Here is a 4868-nt window from a genome sequence, read left to right as displayed (position 1 = left end):
GGGTTATAGCTGAAGCTAATCCTGAGTAAACAAGGTGGATCAATATTAAACCGTTGGTGGTGGCGGTAAGTGGATCACTTTTTACCCGTTGTTGACACTAAATTCACGGCGATTGCGGACACCGTATGTCAGCTGCCGGAACTGCACAAGGTGTTAAAGGCAAATAATATTATCTGATAACGTGGAACCCACATTCACAACCGGAAGCCTGCACATGCCACACGTAGATATCAAATGTTTTCCCCGTGATTTGAACGACGAACAAAAAGCTGCCCTGGCCGAGGATATTGCTGAGGTCATTATTCGCCATTTCAACAGCAAAGACAGTTCCGTGTCCGTTGCGTTGAATCAGGTGAACCAGGAGGACTGGAAGGCGCAGGTCTGGGATACCGAAATAGGACCGAAGCTGGACGAACTAATCAAAAAGCCAGGCTATTCAATGTAAGCGCAATTGCCGGGGGGAACTCTCTCCCCGGTTTTTCCCGTCTCATCTTCCCGCTTTTTCGCAAAAATCGATAAAAATGCGTTTTGTCTTATCCGTTACACTTTACGTTTCTGGCTGACATTTCATACATCCTTAGGAAAGATCTCCAACAGAATCAATTAAGGACAGACACGTTAAAGGATAATTTTCTGATGACAAAATTACCCCGTTTTTCACTCGCCTTTCTTCATCCCCGTTACTGGCTAAGCTGGGCCGGCATTGCGGCACTGTGGCTCATCATGCTGCTCCCTTATCCGCTTCTGTTCAGAATCGGTAATGGCCTGGGTAGACTGGCGATGCGCCTGCTTCCGCGCCGCGTCGAGATTGCACGCCGCAACCTGGAGCTCTGTTTCCCGGAGATGAAAAAGGCGGAGAGAGAGTCATTGCTGCAGCGTAATTTTGAATCGGTAGGAATGGGGGTAATCGAAACCGGGATGGCGTGGTTCTGGCCTGCATGGCGAGTGCGGAAATGCTTTACCGTGACGGGTTATGAGCACATGGAGAAAGCCAGAGCGCAAGGAAAGGGCGTGGTGCTGGTGGGAATGCATTTTCTGACGCTTGAGCTGGGCGCGCGGATATTCGGCATGCTTAACCCCGGTATCGGGGTTTATCGTCCTAATAATAATGCCCTGCTGGACTGGCTTCAGACGCGCGGGCGCCTGCGCTCCAACAAAACCATGCTCGATCGCCATGATTTAAAGGGAATGATCCGTTCGCTGAAGCAGAATGACATTTTGTGGTACGCCCCGGACCACGACTATGGCAAAACCAACAGCGTGTTTGTGCCGTTCTTCGCGGTGCCGGATGCCGCGACGACGGCGGGCAGCTATATGCTGGTCAAAAGCGCTAACCCTGCCGTCATACCCTTTGTGCCGCGGCGCAGGGCGGACGGCACCGGTTACGAGCTGATCATCCTGGAAGATATCAGTGAGGCGTTGCAGGGCGGCGATAAAGAAGTCGTGGCGACGCAGATGAACAAGGCAATTGAGCAGGCCGTACGCATGGCGCCTGAACAATATATGTGGCTGCACCGTCGCTTCAAAACGCGACCTGAAGGGGTACCTGACCGTTATGCTCGCCAGAAACAGGCGGCAACACGGGGTGATATTCTCTCCGCCAGCGAATTTTCTGACCGCTCAGGCGTACAGCACTAAACCCTCAGCAATGCCCTCACCCTGCGGTGAGGGCATGACCAGCGCTACAGCGCAGAACGGCGGTACGGCGCATAGTCTGCCTGCCACCAGGTCTTCTCAATGCGCGCCATCAGGGTTTCATCATCTAAAGACGGCGCCACGCCTTGTTCAATGGCGGCCCGGGCGACGGCGACGGCAATCTGGCGTGAAACCGTTTCAATCTGATCTACCGGCGGCAGCAGTCCGCCTCTTTCCGTGGTCACCAGTGGAGACTGTGCGGCCAGGCTGCGGCTTGCTGCCATCAGCATCTCTTCCGTCACCCGGCGCGCGTTGCAGGCCAGCACGCCAAGCCCCAGACCAGGGAAAATATAGGCGTTGTTACACTGGGCGATCTCGTAGTGCGCATTCTCCCAGAACACCGGAGCGAACGGGCTGCCGGTGGCCACCAGCGCGGCACCCTGTGTCCAGGCGATAAGATCCTGCGGCTGGGCTTCCGCCCGCGAGGTCGGGTTCGAGAGCGGCATGATGATGGGGCGCGGACAATGGCGATGCATCTCTTTGACGATCTCTTCGCTGAACAGCCCAGGCTGGCCTGAAACGCCGATCATCACCGTGGGATGCGCGTTCTTCACCACGTCCAGAAGGGAAATATTCTTCGCGTCCACCTGCCAGCTGCAAACGGCATCGCGCGCGGTAAGCAGGTTTTTCTGGAAATCGAGCAGGTTTGTCATGTCGTCGGTCAGCAGGCCGAAGCGATCGACCATAAAGATCCGGCTGCGGGCTTCGGACTCGGTCAGGCCGTCGTCCACCATCAGCGCCACAATTTTTTCAGCGATCCCGCACCCGGCAGAGCCGCTGCCCAAAAAGACCACGCGCTGATCGCGAATGCGCGTACCCGCGGCATGGGCCGCAGCCATCAGCGTACCGGCGGTGACGGCTGCCGTGCCCTGGATGTCATCATTGAAACAGCACAGCTGGTCGCGGTAGCGCTGGAGAAGTCGCGTGGCGTTTTTCTGCGCAAAGTCTTCAAACTGCAGGAGAACGTTGGGCCAGCGCGCTTTAACGGTGCTGACAAACATATCCATAAACTCAGCGTACTGGTCGTCGCTGATGCGCGGGTGGCGCCAGCCCATGTACATCGGGTCGTCGAGGTGTTGCTGATTATTGGTGCCGACATCCAGCATAATCGGGAGGGTGGAGGCCGGGTGGATCCCTCCGCAGGCGGTATAAAGCGACAGCTTGCCAATTGGAATGCCCATCCCGCCGATACCCTGATCGCCAAGCCCTAAAATACGTTCCCCGTCCGTCACCACAATCACGCGAACGTCGTTGCGCGAAAAGCTTTGCAGCATCTCATCAATACGATGGCGGTTAGGCCATGAAATAAACAGGCCGCGCGCGCGTCGATAAATCGTGGAGAAATGCTCGCAGGCTTCACCGACCGTCGGGGTATAGATAATCGGTAACGTCTCTTTCAGATGCGAACGCAAGAGGTTATAAAAGAGAGTTTCATTGGTGTCCTGAATATTTCGCAGGTAAACATGACGCGAAATATCGCTTTTAAAATGGCAGAACTGCACCCAGGCGCGCTCGGTTTGCTCTTCAATGGTTTCAACGTTATGCGGCAATAACCCATGCAGATTAAAATTATCACGCTCTTCTTTAATAAATGCGAGCCCTTTATTTAGTAGCGGGTTTTCCAGCAATACGGCACCGTTATAGGGGGTGTACAGAACTTCTTTCCGGGACATGGTTAACTCCTGAATTTTTTTAATAAAACAGATTAAGAGATTAAATAAATCATGATGCCTTCGGTCACGACCCCGATGGCAGTGCCAATTAATATGGAAGAGGATGCGGTATCAATATAGGTATCGCTGCGCAACGCAAACATCCCCGCCGCAATCGCGGAAGGTGTTGCGCCAATAATTACTACCTGCTGTAGTAAGGTATGGCTCAGGCCAAAGGCGAGCCCGGCGGCGGCCATCATTGCTGGCTGAATTAAGTTTTTAATACTGATATTGGTAAATGTCTGCACGTTCAGTTTTGGACGTTCACCGTAAAACAGCAGGCCGAGGGCAAACAGGGACAGTCCGCCTGAAACCTTACCAACCATCTCAATAGGCATGCTGAGAATGGCAGGGATTTGTACGCCGGCCAGGCTGAGCAATACGCCGGAAACCGGGATCCAGACGATAGGGTTGCGTGCCGCTTTGATGAGGTTTTGCACAATCATCGCGCCCGGATGCAGTGCCTCCAGGCCAGCATGACCGCTTTTATCACCCATACGAATCAGGACGATAGTCAAGGGGATCATGATAACGCTGGTAATAATATTGCCGATCAGCACGCCGATAAATCCTTCCGGCCCAATCAATACCGCCAGAACCGGTGCGCCAAAGTAGGCCATATCAGGAAAGGCGCAAACCAGGGACTGAATGGCGCTGGTTTTGATATCGTGGCGAAAAACGTAGCGCGAAATAAATAAGGTCAGCAAATACGACCCCATTAAACCGACCACCAAAACGGCCATAAAGGTCAGGTTCTTAATTTTATTGGGATCGGTATGCAATGCACCAATAAAAAGATGAAAAGGAAGGGCGAAACGAATCACCACGGTTGCCATGACGTTTGCATCTTCACGCCGGGAATATCCCAACTTTCCACTTAGCCATCCAAGTAACATAATAAAGACGAGTGGAAACAGTGACTGTAATAGTAATGAAGGCATAGTATTTCCTGTAGGGTATTTTATGTGTTTTATTGCAGCGCTAATCTATCGCTTAGATAGCAGCACAGGAGTGACATGGGTCACACTCTTTCTGGTTTTATTAATTTCAAAAAGGTTGTATTAGTTGAGTAAGTAATACTTTCGTTAAAAATTGATAAGGCGCAATAAGCGATGCTGGTCACCATAAATAACTTTAGTTACTTAATAATGAATTAAGTTATTTAAAGTCAAAGGGCCGTATTGTTCACATTTCTCCTGGCAGGCTCGTGATAATTTCATATTGAGCCTGGTTTAAGAAAAGGCCATCTAAGTCTTTATTTATATTTAAGAACATTTATTCGTATCAGGAATAGCTCCAGTTTATTCCTTTCTCTGTATATCCGAACACAATTTTCAGGTGATTATAGGCTTTGTTGAATAAATCGAACTTTTGCTGAGTTGAAGGATCAGATCACGTATCTTCCCGACAACGCAGACCGTTCCGTGGCAAAGCAAAAGTTCAAAATCACCAACTGGCCCA

4 protein-coding genes and 1 pseudogene are annotated in these 4868 nt (G+C 51.5%); 3 read left to right on the top strand and 2 right to left on the bottom strand.

Going from position 1 to position 4868, the window contains the following annotated elements; all coding sequences use genetic code 11:
• Positions 1 to 99: 99 nt before the first annotated feature.
• The 3 genes and pseudogenes from ACWYRJ_RS20445 to ACWYRJ_RS20435 form a co-directional block, all read left to right on the top strand.
• Positions 100 to 177: pseudogene (locus tag ACWYRJ_RS20445) on the top strand (glutathione S-transferase); the annotation flags it as partial.
• A gap of 37 nt (positions 178 to 214) precedes the next feature.
• A complete protein-coding gene (gene pptA / locus ACWYRJ_RS20440; RefSeq protein ID WP_023311964.1) occupies positions 215 to 445 on the top strand; it encodes a tautomerase PptA in 231 nt (76 codons plus the stop codon).
• 191 nt (positions 446 to 636) lie between these two features.
• A complete protein-coding gene (locus ACWYRJ_RS20435; protein WP_111963651.1) occupies positions 637 to 1638 on the top strand; it encodes a Kdo(2)-lipid IV(A) acyltransferase in 1002 nt (333 codons plus the stop codon).
• Between the two features lie 44 nt (positions 1639 to 1682).
• Here the strand turns inward: ACWYRJ_RS20435 and ACWYRJ_RS20430 are convergent, their stop codons facing one another.
• Together ACWYRJ_RS20430 and ACWYRJ_RS20425 are read right to left on the bottom strand one after the other, a co-directional pair.
• A complete protein-coding gene (locus tag ACWYRJ_RS20430) occupies positions 1683 to 3368 on the bottom strand; it encodes an NAD-dependent malic enzyme (RefSeq protein ID WP_111963650.1) in 1686 nt (561 codons plus the stop codon).
• A gap of 32 nt (positions 3369 to 3400) precedes the next feature.
• A complete protein-coding gene (locus ACWYRJ_RS20425) occupies positions 3401 to 4348 on the bottom strand; it encodes an AEC family transporter (protein WP_111963649.1) in 948 nt (315 codons plus the stop codon).
• Between the last annotated feature and the right edge of the window lie 520 nt (positions 4349 to 4868).

This window comes from Enterobacter sp. (assembly GCF_977039595.1).
Note: the sequence above shows the minus strand (reverse complement) of the source record. Positions and strands in the feature narration are given on the sequence as shown.

What these genes read in the sequence shown, in the direction of transcription:
- pptA (WP_023311964.1), top strand. Translation starts at nt 215, where the DNA reads ATGCCACACGTAGATATCAAATGTTTTCCCCGTGATTTGAACGACGAA.
- ACWYRJ_RS20435 (WP_111963651.1), top strand. Translation starts at nt 637, where the DNA reads ATGACAAAATTACCCCGTTTTTCACTCGCCTTTCTTCATCCCCGTTAC.
- ACWYRJ_RS20430 (WP_111963650.1), bottom strand. Translation starts at nt 3,368, where the DNA reads ATGTCCCGGAAAGAAGTTCTGTACACCCCCTATAACGGTGCCGTATTG.
- ACWYRJ_RS20425 (WP_111963649.1), bottom strand. Translation starts at nt 4,348, where the DNA reads ATGCCTTCATTACTATTACAGTCACTGTTTCCACTCGTCTTTATTATG.